The sequence below is a fragment of the Microbacterium sp. SD291 genome (assembly GCF_017355365.1).
GTDB lineage: Bacteria > Actinomycetota > Actinomycetes > Actinomycetales > Microbacteriaceae > Microbacterium.
This window is the reverse complement of sequence record NZ_JADIJR010000016.1, coordinates 59,866-77,028: the sequence shown is the minus strand read 5'-3', so window position 1 is coordinate 77,028 and position 17,163 is coordinate 59,866. Positions and strand designations below refer to the sequence as shown.

At 65.7% G+C, this 17,163-nt stretch carries 14 protein-coding genes; 2 read left to right on the top strand and 12 right to left on the bottom strand.

Annotation, left to right across the window (positions count from 1 at the left end):
• The first annotated feature begins 144 nt into the window (after positions 1–144).
• Positions 145–999: a DUF559 domain-containing protein gene (locus IPV10_RS10675; protein WP_207483578.1), complete on the top strand. Its 855-nt coding sequence runs from the start codon at positions 145–147 to the stop codon at positions 997–999.
• 141 nt (positions 1,000–1,140) lie between these two features.
• Here IPV10_RS10675 and glmS read toward each other — a convergent pair whose 3' ends face one another.
• The 3 genes from glmS to IPV10_RS10660 form a co-directional block, all read right to left on the bottom strand.
• A complete protein-coding gene (gene glmS, locus IPV10_RS10670) occupies positions 1,141–2,988 on the bottom strand; it encodes a glutamine--fructose-6-phosphate transaminase (isomerizing) (protein WP_207483576.1) in 1,848 nt (615 codons plus the stop codon).
• Positions 2,989–3,091: 103 nt separating this feature from the next.
• Entirely contained in the window at positions 3,092–4,036 is a 945-nt protein-coding gene (gene coaA / locus IPV10_RS10665; protein WP_207483574.1) for a type I pantothenate kinase, read from the bottom strand.
• 136 nt (positions 4,037–4,172) lie between these two features.
• Positions 4,173–5,612, bottom strand: a complete 1,440-nt coding sequence (locus tag IPV10_RS10660) for a choice-of-anchor G family protein (protein ID WP_207483572.1) — start codon at positions 5,610–5,612, stop codon at positions 4,173–4,175.
• A 270-nt stretch (positions 5,613–5,882) separates the two neighbouring features.
• On the opposite strand from IPV10_RS10660, the gene IPV10_RS10655 reads away from it, so the two are divergent.
• Positions 5,883–6,947 carry an acyltransferase gene (locus tag IPV10_RS10655; RefSeq protein WP_207483570.1) on the top strand — a complete coding sequence of 355 codons (1,065 nt, stop codon included), beginning with the start codon at positions 5,883–5,885 and terminating at the stop codon, positions 6,945–6,947.
• 51 nt (positions 6,948–6,998) lie between these two features.
• Here IPV10_RS10655 and IPV10_RS10650 read toward each other — a convergent pair whose 3' ends face one another.
• The 9 genes from IPV10_RS10650 to IPV10_RS10610 all read right to left on the bottom strand — a co-directional run bounded on the left by IPV10_RS10650 (position 6,999) and on the right by IPV10_RS10610 (position 17,162).
• The gene (locus IPV10_RS10650; protein WP_207483568.1) at positions 6,999–8,477 is read right to left on the bottom strand and encodes a lipopolysaccharide biosynthesis protein; all 1,479 of its coding nucleotides are present in this window, start codon (positions 8,475–8,477) and stop codon (positions 6,999–7,001) included.
• Positions 8,474–9,592, bottom strand: a complete 1,119-nt coding sequence (locus tag IPV10_RS10645) for a glycosyltransferase family 4 protein (RefSeq protein WP_207483566.1) — start codon at positions 9,590–9,592, stop codon at positions 8,474–8,476. Before IPV10_RS10645 ends, IPV10_RS10650 begins: the two co-directional genes overlap by 4 nt.
• Positions 9,585–10,493 carry a glycosyltransferase family 2 protein gene (locus tag IPV10_RS10640; RefSeq protein WP_374192232.1) on the bottom strand — a complete coding sequence of 303 codons (909 nt, stop codon included), beginning with the start codon at positions 10,491–10,493 and terminating at the stop codon, positions 9,585–9,587. The genes IPV10_RS10645 and IPV10_RS10640 overlap by 8 nt, the downstream gene beginning before the upstream one ends.
• 134 nt (positions 10,494–10,627) lie before the next feature.
• Positions 10,628–12,874 (bottom strand): N-acetylneuraminate synthase family protein, encoded by a 2,247-nt coding sequence (locus IPV10_RS10635; protein WP_207483564.1) that lies wholly within the window; start codon positions 12,872–12,874, stop codon positions 10,628–10,630.
• On the bottom strand, positions 12,871–13,587 hold the full coding sequence (locus IPV10_RS10630; RefSeq protein WP_207483562.1) for a cytidylyltransferase domain-containing protein: 717 nt from the start codon (positions 13,585–13,587) through the stop codon (positions 12,871–12,873). Before IPV10_RS10630 ends, IPV10_RS10635 begins: the two co-directional genes overlap by 4 nt.
• Complete coding sequence (locus tag IPV10_RS10625) at positions 13,584–14,615, bottom strand: RNA-binding protein (protein ID WP_207483560.1); 1,032 nt, start codon at positions 14,613–14,615, stop codon at positions 13,584–13,586. Before IPV10_RS10625 ends, IPV10_RS10630 begins: the two co-directional genes overlap by 4 nt.
• On the bottom strand, positions 14,606–15,595 hold the full coding sequence (locus IPV10_RS10620; RefSeq protein WP_207483558.1) for a glycosyltransferase: 990 nt from the start codon (positions 15,593–15,595) through the stop codon (positions 14,606–14,608). Before IPV10_RS10620 ends, IPV10_RS10625 begins: the two co-directional genes overlap by 10 nt.
• Complete coding sequence (locus IPV10_RS10615; RefSeq protein ID WP_242684861.1) at positions 15,592–16,110, bottom strand: DapH/DapD/GlmU-related protein; 519 nt, start codon at positions 16,108–16,110, stop codon at positions 15,592–15,594. The genes IPV10_RS10620 and IPV10_RS10615 overlap by 4 nt, the downstream gene beginning before the upstream one ends.
• Before the next feature lie 23 nt (positions 16,111–16,133).
• Positions 16,134–17,162 carry an NAD(P)-dependent oxidoreductase gene (locus tag IPV10_RS10610; RefSeq protein ID WP_207483554.1) on the bottom strand — a complete coding sequence of 343 codons (1,029 nt, stop codon included), beginning with the start codon at positions 17,160–17,162 and terminating at the stop codon, positions 16,134–16,136.
• Between the last annotated feature and the right edge of the window lies 1 nt (position 17,163).

Genomic DNA, 17,163 nt, shown 5'->3' with positions numbered 1-17,163 from the left:
CCGGCACCTGGCCCTGACATGTGTGCATCCGGCCTGACGGGTGTCCCTCGGCACTCCTCCTGCACAGAACCGGATTTCGGAGAAGCTGTCCCCAGTCCTGCCTCTCCGCTCCCACGAGCCGACCCGCCGATGCAAGCTCTGAACATGCGTCCTGCTCCCCGAACACGACAGTTCACACCCTCGGTCCTCCTCGAGCGACTCGGCGGCGTGGCCCGCGGAACGCTGCTGCAGCGATACGGATACTCGCGACGCGAGCTCGCGGCGGCGGTGAGCAGCGGCAGCATCCGCCGGGTTCGTCAGGGCGTGTTCGCCCTCCCCGGCACAGACCCGAAGATCGTCGCCGCGGCCGCGCACGGCGGAGCGCTGACGTGCGCTGCCGCGTTGCGTGCGCAGGGGATCTGGGTGCTGGCCAAGCCGGACTCGGAGGTTCATGTCTGGCTTGGCGAGGCGGGGCGACGGCATCCGCATGTCGGCTGCGCCTGCATCACGCACAGCACGTCCGGCCGGGCCGATCTCGGCCTCGCGCCGATCGAGGTGGCGCTCGTGCACCTGTATCGCTGCCACGACGAGGAGACGTTCTTCGCCGCGTACGAGTCGGCATGGAACAAGCGGATGCTGTCGACACACGCCCGTGCGCAGATCCGGCGTGCTCTGCCCAGGTCTGCGGCATGGATGCTGGATCTCGCCCGTGCCGATGCGCAGAGCGGTCTCGAGTCGGTCCTCAGGATACGGCTGCATCTGCTCGGGTTGAGACTCGACGCCCAAGTCCAGATCCCGGAGGTCGGCAGGGTCGACTTCGTGATCGGTGGCCGAGTCATCCTCGAGGCGGACGGTGAGCAGAATCACGGCGGTGGGCGACGCCACGACGACCTGATGCGCGACGCGAAGGCATCCGCGCTCGGATACGAGACGCTGCGCTTCGACTACGACATGATCCTCCGGCAGTGGGATGTCGTCGTCGAGGCCATCATCGCCGCGCTGGGACGGGCCGCTTCTTGACCGCAGGCACACCTGTCATGCCCTGGACACACCTGTCAGGTCGATCCACCAGGGTGACCTGACAGGTGTGATTCCGGCCTGACGGATGGTACGGGGTGGCACCGGGGGTACGGGGTGATGTACCGGATGCCGAAACCGGCCCTACTCGACCGTGACCGACTTCGCGAGGTTGCGCGGCTGGTCGACGTCGAGACCCTTGGCCGTGGCGAGCGCCATCGCGAAGATCTGCAGCGGCACGACCGCGAGCAGCGGCTCGAACATCGCGCCCGCGAGCGGGATGTGGATGACCTCGTCGGCGAACGGCAGCACGGCCGCGTCTCCCTCTTCGGCCACCACGATCACCCGGGCGCCGCGAGCGCGGATCTCCTGGATGTTCGAGACGACCTTCGAGTGGATGAGCGCCGAGTGACGCGGCGACGGCACCAGCACGAACACCGGCTGACCGGCCTCGATGAGCGCGATCGGGCCGTGCTTCAGCTCGCCGGCGGCGAAGCCCTCGGCGTGGATGTAGGAGATCTCCTTGAGCTTGAGCGCACCCTCGAGCGCGATCGGGTAGCCCACGTGGCGGCCGAGGAAGAGCACTGAGCGGGTGTCACTCATCCAGCCGGCGAGCTGCGAGACGTGCTCCTGCTCGCTCTCCAGCACCTTGGCGATCTTCTCCGGCAGTGCGTTCAGTTCGGCGACCTCGGCAGACGAGTCCGCCTTCGTGCCGCGCACGCGGCCCATGTGCAGCCCGAGCAGCAGCAGCGCGGTGATCTGCGCCGAGAACGCCTTGGTGGAGGCGACGGCGACCTCGGGGCCGGCGTGCGTGTAGACGACGGCATCCGACTCGCGCGGGATGGTCGCGCCCTGGGTGTTGCACACCGACAGCGTGCGCGCGCCGCGCTCGCGGGCGTACTTCACGGCCATCAGCGTGTCCATGGTCTCGCCGGACTGGCTGATCGAGACGACGAGGGTGTCCTCGCCGATCACCGGGTCGCGGTAGCGGAACTCGTGCGCGAGCTCGACGTCGACGGCCACGCGGGCCCACTGCTCGATCGCGTACTTGCCGACGAGGGCTGCATAGGATGCCGTGCCGCACGCCGTGATGATGACGCGGTTGATGCCGATGAACAGCTCGTCGAGTCCGTCGAGCTCGGGGATGACGACCTCGCCGTCGTGGATGCGGCCGCGGATGGTGTTCGCGACGGCTTCGGGCTGCTCGGCGACCTCCTTCGCCATGAACGAGGACCAGCCGCCCTTCTCGGCGGCCGCGGCGTCCCAGGACACCTCGAACGGCTCGGCCTCGACGACGTTGCCGTCGAAGTCGGTGACCGTCACGTCGGACGGGGTGATCGACACGATCTGGTCCTGGCCGATCGCGAGCGCCTTGCGGGTGTGCTCGACGAAGGCGGCGACGTCGGAGCCGAGGAAGTTCTCGCCCTCGCCGAGGCCGATCACGAGCGGCGAGTTGCGGCGGGCGCCCACGACGAGGCCCGGCTGGTCCTGGTGCATCGCGAGCAGCGTGAATGCGCCCTCGAGGCGGTTCACGATGCTGCGGAACGCGAGCTGGAGATCGCCGCCGTTCTCCCCGTACGCGCGACCCAGCAGCGCCGCAGCCACCTCGGTGTCGGTCTCGCTGCGGAGTAGGACGCCGTCGGCGAGCAGCTCGTCACGGAGAGGCGCGAAGTTCTCGATGATGCCGTTGTGGATCACCGCGAGCCGGTCGTCGTCGGCGAGGTGCGGGTGCGCGTTCGCGTCGGTCGGGCCGCCGTGGGTGGCCCAGCGGGTGTGACCGATGCCGGTGTTGCCGTCGGGGAGGGCGGAGTCCGCGAGCGACTCGCGCAGCATGCTCAGCTTGCCGGCCTTCTTGCGCATGCCGAGAGTCCCGTCGCCGCCGATGACGGCGACGCCCGCGGAGTCATATCCGCGGTACTCGAGGCGGGCGAGTCCTGCGAGCAGGATGTCCTGGCTGGGCCGCGAGCCCACGTATCCGACGATTCCACACATGAAGTCCAGGGTAATCGTCGGATTTTGCGAGGATGCCGTACGAATCCGGCCACGGACTCGAACGCTCCGCGTCACCGGCGCTCGCCCGACGACCGAGCGCGCGTCAGAGTTTGCGCAGCAGCACGCTCTCGACGGAGTGGTCCGCGCCCTTGTTCAGTACGAGACGGGCCCGGTGCCTGGTCGGCATCACGTTCTCGACGAGGTTCGGCATGTTGATCTCGTTCCAGTAGCCGAGAGCCGTGGTGATCGCCTCCTCGTCGGTGAGGTGCGCGAACACGTTGAAGTACGACGACGGGTTGGAGAACGCGCCCTGACGCAGCGCGAGGAAGCGGTCGACGTACCAGTTCTCGATGTGCGAGATCTCGGCATCCACGAAGATCGAGAAGTCGAACAGGTCGCTCACCGCGACGTCGTTGGGCGCGGGCGGCGGCTGCAGCACGTTCAGCCCCTCGACGATCACGACGTCGGGGCGGCGGACCACCACATGGGCGTCCGGCACGATGTCGTAGCGCATGTGCGAGTAGAACGGGGCACGCACCTCGGGGGCGCCGCTCTTCACCTCGGTGAGGAACTCGATCAGGGCGCGCCGGTCGTACGACTCGGGAAAGCCCTTGCGCTCCATGAGCCCGCGGCGCTCCAGCTCGGCGTTGGGATACAGGAATCCGTCGGTGGTGACGAGCTCGACGCGCGGAGTGCCCGGCCAGCGGCTCATCAGCTCGCGCAGCAGTCGGGCGATCGTTGACTTGCCCACCGCGACGGAGCCGGCGACGCAGACGATGAACGGCGTCGTCGAATCATCCTCCTGCAGGAACGAAGACGTCGCAGCGCCCAGGCGCTTGGTGGCGGTCGCGTAGAGGCTGAGCAACCGACTCAGCGGCAGGTAGACCTCGCGCACCTCGGCGAGATCGAGCCGGTCGCCGATGCCGCGGAGCTCGACGACCTCGGTCTCGGTGAGCGGCTGGTCGAGTCCGGCCGCGAGCCGCGCCCAGTCCGCTCGGCTGATCTCCCGGTACGGCGAGAGCGGCAGCGTGGGGTCGACGGTGGTCACGGGTCAATCGTATCGGGCGGGTGGGAGAGGGAAGAGCGGATGCCGTGGGCGCCAAGACCACCATCTGGTCATCCTCTTGGACGTGACAGGGCTCGGGTTCCTTGCAGAACCCGAGCCCTGTCACGCATTTGACTACTTAGATCGGCGTGCTCGGCCCGACACCGCCGGAAGCCAAGTAGAGGTCGAGGACGTTCGCCGCGTCGACAGCCTGCACGAAGAGCGCAGCGACCGAATACTGCGTATGCGTCGGCGTCGAAGAGGCATTCAGGATGCCGTTCCAGTTTTCGAACACCGGATTCTGCGCGTTGACTGTGATTCGGATGACGTTCTGAAGAACGTCGAACAGGTTCGAGAGGAGCGTGCTGATAGCAGCGAGTGCGGGCCCGACGACTGCGCCAGTGAGAACCGCCTTGACGAGGTTCCATGCCGTAGTAAGTACACCGCCGAGGGCCGGGTCGCTCAGGAGATCCCGAAGAGAGCCCGCGTATTCCCAGCTGGGATCAAGCACACCGTCACGTTGCTCCACATAGAGGGCGTCAAGCAAGACGTTCTCCAGGCTGACGAGGAGCGCTGCGTTGAAGTTTGTGATGGTGCTGGCAGGCAACGGCGTATCGACGAACAGAACCGAGTTCGCGGGGAGCCCGTTGAGGAACGGCGAATACGCGGCGCCGAACGGGTCCACGTTATTGCTCAGGAGCGTACTGACGTCGACGGCGACTGTTCCCTCACCCAGGTTCACCTTAATTGGCTGGTTGGCACCTGCCGGGATTTCGCCTGTTAGCAACGAGACGTCGAGTTGAATACGTCTGTTGAGAACGAGCAGCGGGATGTTGGCCGTCGCCAGAACGAGCTGCACGGCCGACGTAAGCGCAGTGGTGAGCGCCTCGACAGTCGGGGACGTGATCAGGATTCGAAGGTGTGCCAGCAGGTAGTCCCTCTGGACTTCCGGTTCCGTACACGGATTCACCCACGCGCGACCGGCGATTGCGCCGATCTGCAACTGAAGATTGCTAACCGCAGCCACGAGAGCAGCGGCCTGCGCGCCGGCAAGGTTGGCGATGATCGTCCTGAGATCGAGCGTCCCGAACTCCGGCATGTCATCGCCCTGATTCAACGCAACGACGCCATTGTCGGTGACGGCGCCCGACGCACCACGCGAGTCTCCGTCAGACTCCGCGTATGCGTACTCGTTGACCGTTCCGACCAGCGCAGGGGTCGCGATGGTCAAGATCTGCGATAGGAAGTCGCCTGCCGGAGTGAGCGGGAGACCGAGAGTGTCCAGAACGCTCAGGTCGAGTGAGTTGAAGTAGGTGTCGGGATCATTCGGCGACGGTGCTGTCGCGTGTTTGCCGTTGAGTTCCACAACGCCGTCGAGATTGAGTCCGAGGACGCTTCCACCGAGCAGTTTTCCGTGTCCGTGGGCGTTGAACACCCCGCGAGGGCAACTTACTGCGTACGCGGGCGCTGCGGTCGCCACCATCAACGCGGGCACCGTCCATGCAGCGCCCTTCATCAGGGTTCGTCGCGAAACGCTCCCCGACGCGGACTCCCCTTGCACAACAACTTCGTCAACCATGCGCATCCTCCGGACGTGTCTTCGTGGCTCCCAGGGGAGACGAAGACAGACTCCCCCCGAGCACACGATAGCGGCTGTGTGGCGGGTATCGCAAAGTTCGTCCGGTGACGTCCAGCGGAATGATGTTCTCTGTAGATATCAGACAATCTCGGGCTTCCGGGCATCCCTGGCAGCGTCACACGTAGCCCCGTGCGCTGCACAGAGCAGGCCCGGCTCGGCGTGAAAGGGCAACTGCGATAACCTTCCGCTATCTAGACTGGGGGACTCCGGATGCCACGCTTCCGCGAACTCGACGGGCTGCGGGGCGTCGCCGCCGGTACAGTTTTGCTGTCCCATTTCACCGGCGCACATAACAGCCGCTATCCCGAGGATCCGCTTCCTCTATTCGATGCGTGGTGGGGCGCGTTCGGGGTCCAGCTGTTCTTCCTGATCAGTGGCTTCGTAATTCTGATGACAGCACAAGCATCCGCACGGCCCTCTGACTTCGTGGCCTCCAGGCTCTCCCGCCTCTACCCGGCGTATTGGGTGTCCTTGGCCATTGGAGTCTTGGTCGCCTGGATCGCCAACGTCCCACACGTTCCGCTGGAACCAAACGTGGTCCTGGCAAACCTGACGATGGTTCAGCGTTGGTTCCTCGTACCGAACGTGCTGGACATCTACTGGACACTCGCGGTCGAGATGCAGTTCTACGTATTGCTGTTCTTATTGCTTCTGGCCACACGCTGTCGGATTACCGACAAGTTGGTGATCCAGGTGGCCACCATTTGGCTAATTATTTCACTTAGCGTCGCAATTTGGGCTTTCCCCGCAAGTCATGGCATCGACCCACAGCACGTCGCGACCCCGGTCAAGCTTGTGCTGAACGCAACGCTCGCTGCCTACGGGCCGCTGTTCTGTGCCGGAATGCTCGCCTTCATCTCGCGTCGCAACGGACGTCTGCACGTGCTCGCGATTCCGGCCGCTGCGATCGCAGTCCTCAACACAGGTTTGCTGCAGACTTGGATCGATGCCGCGTGGATTGCTGGGATCTGCGCGTGTTTCCTCGTCGTAGCGATGCGCGAACACACGAAGCTGCTGCTCATTCCACCGCTACAGTGGCTCGGCAAGATCAGCTACTCGCTCTATCTGACTCACTCCATCATTGGGTACGCGATCATCCACTTGCTCTGGCCCTATCTCGGGCGCCCGGGCGCTGTAATCGTCGCCATAGTTGCCGCGCTGGCGGTCGGGTGGGCAGTGCACCAACTCGCAGAACACCGCATAAGTCGGTGGCTCCGCAACATGCTGACCAAGGTCAGCGACCGTCGTCGCAAGAAGGTGGCACCGCCGTCATGAGATCGAGGAAGCGTGGGTCACTCCTTCAGCCCGACGCGCGCGGCCCAAACCTCACCCACGCGCTGAACGCCGGATGACAAGCCAGATCTCCTGATACGAGCGACGAACCCACGGAAGCACGGCAAGCACGGCGAACCCCGCGAAGTGCGTAGCCACCGCGATCATGAGCGTGACGAACGCCCCCAGAGACGTGGGAAGGCTCGCCACCACGACGGCCGTGGCCAGGGCCGGAAGCGCGAACACCGCGAGCATCAAGAATGCACGAGCCATGAGCGTGCCGGTACGCAACCCCGACGCTGTGCCTGACCACCACCACGCACACGGAATCAGAAGGCCCGGCGTGACGGCGAACGCCACGGCTACGCCGATCGGGCCGTAAACGGCTCCGATGAGGAGGGAACCGACACGCACCACCGAGGTGAAGACCGTGTACCAGACGAGCGCACGTCCGAGACCACGGGCGGTAAAAATCCAGCCCGCGATCGATGCGAGCGAGTCGACACCCTGCCCAATAGCGAGCATCGCGATGAACGGCGCGGCCGCGTGCCACTGTGAGCCGAGAACGACCTCGGTCAGCGGTTGGGCGGCCGCGGCGATCCCGCCCGTCAACGCCAAGAGGGGAATGCAGACGAGCGTCTGCCCGCGCGCCACGAACCTCATGAAAAGGACATCATCATGCTGGATCTTCGACAGGGTTGACATGGCCACCTGCCCGAGAGGGCCGCGCAATTGATTCATCGACGTGTTCACAACCTGCGCAGCACGGTTGTACAGACCAACCGGGATTGGCCCGAAGAGCCGACCGATGATGACGGGCCCGGACTCGCGCGTGATGTAGGTGAGCATCTGCGACCCGAACAACGTCAAACCAAACCCGTACAGTCCCCCCATGTCCTCATCGGGTCGATAACGGCTGGGCCACCAGCCGGCAAGGGAGGCGAAAAGAACGAGGGCGACCAGGCCTCCCACGACCTGCTGTGCAACAAGCGACCAGTAGCCCCAACCCAACATCGCGGCCGCGACCCCAGAACCGAAACCCACGCCTGCTGCGATGATGTCGATGACCGCGACGCGGCCGAACCGCATTTCCCGCACAAGTCCCGCACGCCACTGCGTCACGGCGCCCGACATGACGAACGTGCTGGCCAGCCACAGTGCAATCGGAATCACGGTCGCGGTCCCATAGAACGCTCCGAGCGCCGGAGCGGCCACAAGACAGAGCGCCGAGCCCAGTGCGCCCATCCCTGTGTTTACCCAGAACAGATTGCTGTGCTGCCGCCGCGTGAGGTGCCGTGCCTGGATCGCAGCTCCTGATAGTCCTAGATCTCGGAAAAGATGTGCCACTCCGATGATCGAGAACACCATTGCGAAGTAGCCATAGTCCTCGGGTGTAAGGAATCGGGCGAGCACGACGACACTGAGAACCTGGAACAGCGCGAGCGCGAATTGTCCGCCGAGCGCCCGAGTCGCTCCGCGGACAGCGCGCGTTGCAAGCGGCTCGGGTTCACCAGCTGGTGCAGTGCCGCTCATCTCACGGCTCGCTCGTATGCCTTGCTCAGCCGGGCAACCGCGGTCGCGATGTCATTCGGGCGCATCTGGTCGTGCGCGGCCGTTCCGTTCTTCACGGCGTCAACAACATCTCGCGTCGTGAATCTCGGCGGAAGCACACGGGGTCCGACGATCTCGCGATTCCCGCCGACATCGCTGGCCACGACGCGCAGCCCGCGCGCCACAGCGTCGAGGAGCGTATACGAGCAGTTCTCCCATACGGAGAGCTGCGCAACGACATCCGCTTCGTCCATTGCATCGTGAGCATTGATATGGCCAAGAAATGACACGACGTCGGCGAGACCGAGCCGCGCAACTTGAGCGCGAAGAGCATCAGCGGTCGGCCCTAGTCCCGCGATCGTGAGCGTCGCATCCGAGTGCTCGGAGCGCAGTAGCGCAAAGGCATCGAGAAGTGAATCAATACGTTTTTCTGGTGCCAACCGGGACAGTGAGAGTACACGCATTCCCGTGACTGTCGATGGGTTGCGAGGCTCAACCCCATCGGGCAGGTCCACGCCGTTCGGGATCACCTCGATATGCTGACGGACCTTCCATTTCTGGATCATGACACGCTTGGTCGCCTCGGCGACGGCGATCACGCCGGCGAAGCGCGGGAAGCGCAGCCGGTGCACCAGCGCCATCAGTCGCGATTGGATGGAAGAGCGGTGGTACACGCCGTCGTCTCCGGCTATGCCGTGCTCGGTCGTGAACCGACGGGTGCCGCTCGGGAGAGGCGTCCAAGCGTTGATGATGTCGGCGTAAGCCAGATGCGAATGGACGATGTCGGGTCGGATTGTCGCGGCTGTGCGCCGAAGCGTGCGCATGGATTTGAGCGGCCCAGCGTCCGGTCCGAATGGTGCGGCGACGACCGCTGAGCCTTGGGCTCGCAGCCGGTCAGCGAGTGGGCCCTCGGGGCAGAGAACCGTGACCCGCCAGCCGGGGATGCCGACACGGGTGACATCGATGACGTGGCGGGCCACGCCTCCCAAGTCAGCGACGGGGACGACCCAGAGCGTGTGGCGGGGCCCTTCGACGGGCTCAGGGACCCAGTGGGCGGTATCCGCACGCTCAGAAGACCCGTTGAGAATGTCAGACATCGTTGCTCACCTGCTCGGGGTGCGCGAGCCCGGAGACTGCGGCAGCTTCGACAAGCAGCGACACCCGCTTTTCGGCAAGCCATCGCGGTAGGCGATCAAGCGTCGCGTCGAGTGACCGCGCCGATCTTGACAGCGCAGCAAGATCCTTGCGAGCGGTGATCGATACCAGCCGATCCCACAGCCCGGTCCTGCGATTGAGTGCTCCGGACGTGTCGACGCCATGCTTCGCCTCGAACTTCAGCCGAGCGGCGCCCGAGTAGAAGGCACGTCGCACCCGGACCTCCGTTGTGGTCGCCGCGACGTGGTGATCGGTCTCCAGTTCGGGAGCAAGCTCGACCGGAACGTCCGACTCCTTCAGACGGTATCCCCAATCGACGTCTTCCCACCCGTATGTGCGGAATGTCGTGTCGTAGTTGCCGACGCGATCGAACGTCGCGCGAGTTACAGAGACATTTCCTGCCCAGTACCGCCACACCTCGGACGCCTCCGCCGAATAAGCGGATCTACGAAATCTGAGGTCACGCTCGATGCCATAAGCACGTGCGTATGGGGTCGCTGGATAGATGTTGCGATAGAGCCCGATGACTCCGACAGAATCTCCGGCATGGCGTGCCACGTGCCCAGCAACATAGTCCACCCATGGCCGCAGATCGTCGTCGCAGCGGATCAGCACGTCGCCTCGCGCCGCCGCGAACCCTGCGTTCAGAGCGGCAGACCTCCCCCGATTCTCGGGAAAGACGATCGAGGTCACGGGCAGCTCGTCGCGCACGACATCCACAACTGCCGCCGAGCCGTCGATGTCGCCATCGATCACGACGATCGCCTCCCAGGAGGACTCGGTCTGTGCTCGGAGTGCGGCGAAGAGATGCGGGAGACGGTCGGCACCTCCGCGGGACGGGATGACGATGCTGGCGCGGGGGCGCTTCGACAGGCTCAGCGACCCAGTCTCCGCGCTCAGCGACCCAGTCTCCGCGCTCAGCGACCCAGGTTCCGCGGGCAGCGACCCAGTTACGGGAAGCGATTCAGAAGCTTCGCTCACAGCCACTTCTCCAGCCGATCCAGAGCCGTCCAGAAACCCTCGCCGTGGTTCACATGCCCCTGCCAGATCTCGGGGATGAACGGCGCACCGGGTGACAGCTCGTCGAGCAGCGCTCCGTACTCCGCCCAGTCGATGTCGCCCTCCCCCACCTGCACGCCCTCGCCGTCGACGCCGGTTGCGTCGACGAGGTGCAGGTGGATCGTGTGCGGCGAGAGCAGTTCGACTGCCTGCGAGAACGGCAGGCCGAGCCAGTTGGTGGCGAGCTTCGTGTGCGAGGCGTCGAAGCACAGGGCAGTACCCGTCGACGCCGCCCATTCGGCGGTGTCGCGAGGGTCGACAAACAGGTTGTGGAACTGCTGCCCACCCATAAGCCACGGGTACGGCGGCAGCGTCTGCGCGGCGATCCGCACGCCGTTTGCATCGAGCCGCCCGAGCGCTTCCGTGATGCGGGCGTACTTCGCTCCGCGGGCCTCCGGCGCGATGTGCTTGTCCTTCGTGAATCCGCCCATGGTGACCACCATGATCGGATCCTCGTCGGCGGTGAACCAGCGGCGCAGGTCGCGGGTGACGTCGATCGTGCGCTGCACCTCGCGGATCGACCGATCCCAGATCTCCTGATCCTCGGAGGCGAGGTCGACGAGGAAGTCGCCGGCGAATAGGTCGGGAAGGTGCGTCGTGAAGCCGATCGGCAGCTTCTCGGTGAAGAACGAGTCCATGTCGACGTCGAGGTCTTTGTACGAGAAGTGGAACTCGAGGAAGTCGGGGTTCGACTGCGCGAGCAGATCGGCCTGGTCGTGGTAGCGCACCGGCAGCCCCCACGGGCGGCGGAACGCGAACGGGCGTCCGGTCGGCGTCGCGTCCCGCAGGTCGCCGTCGAAGAAGAAGTCGCCCTCGTCCATGCCGCGCTTGAGCGTGCGGCCCAGCAGCTGGGGCAGCGCGTTCGGCTGCAGACCCCGGCCCGGGCTCTTCACCGCGATGTCGGATGCGGCGAGCACGGCACCCTCGGCGAGCGGACGGGCAGCTACTAGCGACTTCGCCAGCGTCACCCGGTTCATCTGCTCACCGGTCGACACCGTGCGCGCGTCACCGGTGCCCATCGACAGCTCGATGTCGCGGATCTGCTCGACCATGACCCGGAACTCGTCCGGCAGCAGCGAGACCGTGTGGTCGTTGCCCTCCATGGTGCGGTCGATCGTGAAGTGCTTCTCGATGATGTGCGCGCCGCGGGCGACGGCCGCGACCGGCACGTGCCAGCCGCGCTCGTGCCCGGAATAGCCGACCACGCACTGGCCGATCTCGGCGAGGCGGTCGAGGTAGGCGAGGTTGAGATCCTTGAACGGGGCCGGATACGTCGACTGACAGTGCAGCAGCGCGAACGGCGCCCCCTGACCGCGCAGCAGCCCGACTGTCTCGAGTATCTCGCTCTCCCGCGACATCCCGGTGCTCAGCACCAGCGGCAGGCCGCGGCCGGCCGCATCCTCGATCAGCTCGTGGTTGGTGAGGTCGGCCGACGCGATCTTCAGCGCGGGGATGCCGTAATCGGCGAGCGCCGCGACGCTCGGCGCATCCCATGGCGTGCACATGACGTCGATGCCGGCGTCGCGCGCGTGGTCGAAGACCTGGAACAGGCTCTCCGCCGGCAGCGAGACGCGGCTCAGCAGGTCGAGCGTGTACTGCACGCCCAGGTCCTCTCCCCCGGTGGCGCCGCCGCGCTGACGATAGAGCGCGTCCATGTCGCGCAGCTGAAACTTCACGGCATCCGCGTTCGCCTCCACCGCGAGGTCGACGAGCCGCTTGGCGAGATCGACCGAGCCGTTGTGGTTGTTGCCGACCTCGGCGATCACGAAGGCGGGGTTGCCGGGGCCGATCTCATGCTCGCCGATGCGCAGCGTCTCACTGCGGTCGACCGCGATCGCGACGAGATGACCCCGGTCGTCGACCAGGGGCACGTGCTGCACGCCGTTGCGGCCGATCAGCGGGGCGATCTCAGCCGGCGACGCGGTGTGCGGCATCGTCCGCACCTGCGTGTTGGCGACGGTGAAGCACGACACGTCGAGCGACGCGGTCGGGTTCTGGATGAGCCAGCGACGGAAGTCGCCGTCCGAAAGCGAACCGCGCAGGATGCCGTGCGAATCCACGACGAACACGATGCGCTGCTTGTTCGCGTTGATCTTGCCGAGGCCGGCGAGCACCGGATCTTCGGCGAAGACGATGTAGGGCGCCAGTTCGCGCTCGATGATCATACTGAGTCCCCATCTCCGCCGCCGTGCAGGTCCCCCAGAACCTGCTCGGCGATTCTCAGATCAACCAGGGTGTCGATGTCGACGCCCTCGGCTTCGTCCATGATAAACAGCCCGACGCGGCCGCCGATGCGGTTGTCGAACCGCTCGTAGATCTCGGTGCGGGTCACGTACAGCGAGCCGGTCTCCTTGTAGAAGTAGTCCGACGTGCCCAGCTCCTGCCGCCTCGGCCGCGCCGCCAGATCGTACTCGGCCGTGGCGCTGCCAGCGTCGGACCCGGCTGGATGCCAGAAGAACGGCGTCTGCGGAACGACCCCGACCAGGCTGTCGACGCCGGTCTCGGTGAACTGCCTCACGGCGCGGTCGAGCGTGCCGGGAAGACGCACCGGCGAGGTCGCCTGCAGCAGCATCACGGCATCGGGGCGACGCCCCTCGGCGACGCGGTGGGCGATCGCGTGCTGCACGACCGGCTCTGTGGGCGTGGTGTCCTGAGCGAGGTCGGCCGGGCGCAGGAACGGCACGTCGGCACCGGCCCGGCGGGCGATCTCGGCGAGCGCCGCGTCGTCGGTGGAGACGATGACGTCGAGACCGGGGTCGGCGGCGAGCGCCTGCTCAATGGTCCACGCGACGAGCGGCTTGCCCGCCACCAGGCGGGAGTTCTTGCCCGGGACGCCCTTCGATCCGCCGCGGACGGGGATGACGCAGAGGATGTTCATCGGCTGCCTCCAGCGATAGCCAGTACTGCGTCAGCGATGGCCTCGGCAGGTTCGATCTCAGGAAGCGCGGGGGCAGGCGTGGGCTGTGAATCCACGTCCCAGCGGCTGATCTGGTACCGGTCCCAGAAGTCCTGGACCCACCGTGGAGCGTTCGGGTAGTACGACCACGAGGGCAATCCCGATGCCGCAGCCTCGACAAGCCCGGTGGAGAAAGCGGCAACCACAGGCCCGTCGAGCTCAGTCAGGCCTCTCCGTTCACGATCGATGATCATCCCCCGCCGCTCCCAGAGCTGATGCTGAAGCAACGACAAGCGGTCACGCTCGGACGGGTGCGGTCGATAGGTCGCGCCCGTTTCATGCCAGAAGCGAGCTATCGCGCGGGTCATGCCCAGCCGAGGGAGCTCGGCGCCGTGCAGCTGGCCGAGATAGTACGGGGTCGACGTCGCGATGCGCGTCGCCGGGTTGCGGGTGGCCGACCAGAGCAGTTGCGATCCGGTCGCGGTCCAGGTGACGTCGCTGCGGCCGGAACTCCAGAAGACGCCGTCAGCCTCCGAGAATGACAGCAGGTGGGCTTTGGCTGGTAACGGCGGCGCGAAGGGTGTCATCAGCCCGTGCTGCACGACGATGTTTTCGATGCCGCGCTTCATGGCGAAGCTCCACGCTGCCGACCCGGCAGGGAGGTAGTGACCGGCGGCAACAACTGCACGGATGGACGCCAACTCGCCCAGCGTCGATCCTCGAAGCTCGTCCGATGCGAGGATCGTCGACAGCTCGTCAGCCGTGTGGACAGACGAGACCACCGCAAGCCCGTGAATCCGGTCGACCAGCCGCTGCAGTGAAGCGATGCCCGACGGCGACCTGGAATCCAGGGCGAGTAGCACCCGCGGTGAGGATCCACGCACCATCAGGCTCAGTGCGGGCTGCGCAGAGCCTGCGCGCGCGAGGCGCGAGCGTAATGACTGAACGCCACGGCGGCGAGCCTGCCAACGCCGCCAGGCGTCGAGATCTTCGGGGACGTTCAGTCCCACAGCTGCTCCAACCGCCGCAGCCGGTGGGCCAAAGTGTGCTCGGCCAGCGTGCGCGTTCTGCCGCGCTCCCTGATGCCAGTAGCCCAACGAGCATCCGTTTCGATCCTGTGGCAGTACTCGACGAGTTCATCCTCATCTCGGTAGGCGATCACCTCGCTGTCGAGGTCATAGAGCCCGTCCACGTCCAACCGGTCACAGAGCTGGACGGCTCCGACACCGGAAGCTTCGAATGTGCGCATCGTGAAGCCGTCCTGATCGCCGTGCAGATTGAGCGTCGCGGACGAATCGCGCATTGCCCCGTATGCGGTGGAGCGATCGAGCTGACGCCCCACCGGAACGCCGGGGTCGGCGAAGGCACCCGTGCGAATCTGATCGAGCGGGTGCCGGGACCAGTCTCGGCCGAAGGCCTTCACTCGCACCCCCGAGCCCGACAGGTTGCGGAGGGTCGACTCACGGCCGGGATACCGTGCTCCGATGAGGGTGACGGCATCGACGGCATGCGGCGTGATCTCGGCGAGCGCGTCGTAACCCAGCGGGACGTGATGCGCGTCGATCCCCTCAGCACGCATAGCGGCTTGATCGTCGGCGCTGTACGTCGCGATCGCACCGATCTCGCGTAGGGCCGTCGGCGAGTAAGTCATTCGGCGCAGCTCGTCATAGAACCACGTGATGTGGCGCGCGCCACTTGCCTGAAGCGCCTCCTGCCAGTCCCCCGCGAGCAGGTCACCTCGAACCACGACAACAGCGTCCGGGCGATACTCGCGCAACGTGCGGATCGCACGTTGGGTTATCCGCGCGCGTGCAGCGAGGGCGAGCGGGTGCGATGGATCGTTCTGCAATGAGCGGAGCCCCAGCCGCTCACCGACGTGGCGGGCATGATCGTACACGTGCACACGCGCGTCATACCCGAGCGAGGCGAACGTACGACCGAGCGCCGACGCATACCCATGAAACCCCGGGCTCACCACCAGGACGTTCATTCGCTGCTCCGGATCACCCTGGCGGGCACTCCGGCGACAGTCGCACCGGCAGGCACGTCTCGGGTGACAACAGCCCCTGCACCGACGATCGCACGGTCGCCGATCGTCACGCCACCAACGACGACCGCGTTCTGGCCGATGAAGACGTCATCACCGATGTGGATGGGTCCGCTTCTCGTCGCCGATTTCGCAGCATCCATCTGATGCCCACCGGCGCTGATGATCGCGTGGTCAACGATCATGACGCCATTGCCGATCGTCACATCATCTACAGCGTGGACGTGCACACCGTGCCCGAGATAGGCACGATCCCCGAGAACCATCAGACTCGAGGGCTCCGCTTCGAGCCAGCATCCCTCGTAGATCGCTGCCTCCGATCCGATGCTGATGCGTGATGTCCCCCGCAGCCGCAACGGCGCGACGATGACAGATCGCTCGCCGAATCGCGCGAAAGCGTGGCGACGAATCAGCAGGGTCAGCAGCCGTCCCCAATGCCATCGCACCGACGGCGGCATCTCCGTGAGGATGCGAGCGAGGTTCATCGGCCACCTGCCAGGCCTCGACGGTTCAGCTCGGCGAGCGCATCCTCCCAGGCACTGGACGGCGCGATCTCGCCATGCCAAGAAGCTCTTACGAAGTCGGCCACGGCCTCTGCTGACGAATGCTCGGGTAGAGGTGCGCCGATCTGAGACAACCGACCTAGATCAGCGCAAGCATGCTCGATGTCTCCGGCACGATGAACCTCGACGTATTCGAGGGAGGCGCGACCCGAAGGTGATGCCGCCGCGGCGTGCTCCGCGAGCTCAGTCAAAGTCGTGCGCACACCGGTGCCGCAGTTGATGATCCGTGGATCCCCCAACTGCGGCATGCTCACGATATTCCACGCGACGAGGCGCGCGAGATCACTGACGTGCACAAAGTCGCGCGTTTGACGTCCATCGCCGTAGATGGACAGCGGCTTGCCTTCACGCAGACGCGCAAGAAACGCCGCCAGCACCCCCGTGTACGGGTTGTGGAGCGCCTGCCCAGGTCCGATCACGTTCTGCGGCCGGATGATGACAGCCGGAGCAGCATCCGAAACCATATCCAGCAGGACGCCCTCGGCTACGGATTTGGTTTCGCCGTAGTACGACACCGGCTCGTGCGGGTCGTCTTCGCGGGACGCGAGGAGTGCGCCCGCCGCGTCCACTCGGCCCTCGCCATACACGGCACGGGAGCTCAGCGACACGATCCCCGCGCCCGCCGAAGCGGCAGCTATAGCTGCCAAGCGGGTCCCCTGAATGTTCACCCGCTGGTATCGGTCGCGTTCGTACATCGACTGCGCAGTCCCCGTCTCCGCCGCGAGATGAACGACTGCATCGAACGTTGGGAGCCGCGACCATGCAGCCTCATCCGCGACGTCCGCCTGAACGACCTCGCCTGGAAATCGTGCGACTGCTGCCGCTGGATCGCCGTGAACCTGCGGAGACAGCGTGTCCATCGCCACGACGTCGTGCCCCCGAGCGACGAGCAAGTTGGCGGTGTGCTGTCCGATGAACCCGGCTCCGCCGGTGATCAGTACCCTCATG

Coding starts and splice junctions, on each gene's coding strand:
- IPV10_RS10675 (WP_207483578.1), top strand. CDS start 145: ATGCGTCCTGCTCCCCGAACACGACAGTTCACACCCTCGGTCCTCCTC.
- glmS (WP_207483576.1), bottom strand. CDS start 2,988: ATGTGTGGAATCGTCGGATACGTGGGCTCGCGGCCCAGCCAGGACATC.
- IPV10_RS10660 (WP_207483572.1), bottom strand. CDS start 5,612: ATGGTTGACGAAGTTGTTGTGCAAGGGGAGTCCGCGTCGGGGAGCGTT.
- IPV10_RS10655 (WP_207483570.1), top strand. CDS start 5,883: ATGCCACGCTTCCGCGAACTCGACGGGCTGCGGGGCGTCGCCGCCGGT.
- IPV10_RS10650 (WP_207483568.1), bottom strand. CDS start 8,477: ATGAGCGGCACTGCACCAGCTGGTGAACCCGAGCCGCTTGCAACGCGC.
- IPV10_RS10645 (WP_207483566.1), bottom strand. CDS start 9,592: ATGTCTGACATTCTCAACGGGTCTTCTGAGCGTGCGGATACCGCCCAC.
- IPV10_RS10635 (WP_207483564.1), bottom strand. CDS start 12,874: ATGATCATCGAGCGCGAACTGGCGCCCTACATCGTCTTCGCCGAAGAT.
- IPV10_RS10630 (WP_207483562.1), bottom strand. CDS start 13,587: ATGAACATCCTCTGCGTCATCCCCGTCCGCGGCGGATCGAAGGGCGTC.
- IPV10_RS10620 (WP_207483558.1), bottom strand. CDS start 15,595: ATGAACGTCCTGGTGGTGAGCCCGGGGTTTCATGGGTATGCGTCGGCG.
- IPV10_RS10615 (WP_242684861.1), bottom strand. CDS start 16,110: ATGCCGCCGTCGGTGCGATGGCATTGGGGACGGCTGCTGACCCTGCTG.
- IPV10_RS10610 (WP_207483554.1), bottom strand. CDS start 17,162: ATGAGGGTACTGATCACCGGCGGAGCCGGGTTCATCGGACAGCACACC.